The sequence below is a fragment of the Streptomyces doebereineriae genome, assembly GCF_031845645.1.
Classification (GTDB): Bacteria; Actinomycetota; Actinomycetes; order Streptomycetales; family Streptomycetaceae; genus Streptomyces; species Streptomyces canus.
This window is the reverse complement of sequence record NZ_JAVREZ010000447.1, coordinates 1-420: the sequence shown is the minus strand read 5'-3', so window position 1 is coordinate 420 and position 420 is coordinate 1. Positions and strand designations below refer to the sequence as shown.

1 pseudogene is annotated in these 420 nt (G+C 72.9%); it reads right to left on the bottom strand.

The window, feature by feature from the left end:
• Positions 1–420: pseudogene (locus RNB18_RS52715) on the bottom strand (glycosyltransferase family 2 protein); the annotation flags it as partial.

The following is a 420-nucleotide window of genomic DNA, read 5'->3' as shown; positions in this document are numbered from 1 at the left end:
TCAGCGAGAGCCCCTTGCCCGCGGGCACCGACCCGGCGACGATCGCGGCCAGGTACCCGCCCGGGACGAGCAGCGCCCACGGGGTGACGGCCGCGCCGACCACCAGGCCCGCCGCGATGGCGACGACGGCGGTCGGCGGGGCGAGGTAGCGCAGGTTGATCGAGCCGGAGTGGTAGCGGGCGACGACATGGCGCCAGCGCCCGTAGTCCTTGTACTGCTTGGCGAGCGCCTTCACCGAGGGGCGCGGGCGGTACTGGACCTTCAGCTCGGGCGAGAACCAGATCAGCCCGCCCGCCTCGCGGATGCGGAAGTTCAGCTCCCAGTCCTGGGCGCGGATGAACTCGACGTTGTACCCCTCGGCCTTCTCCAGCGCCTCGCGCCGGAAGACGCCCAGGTAGACGGTCTCGGCGGGCCCCGCCT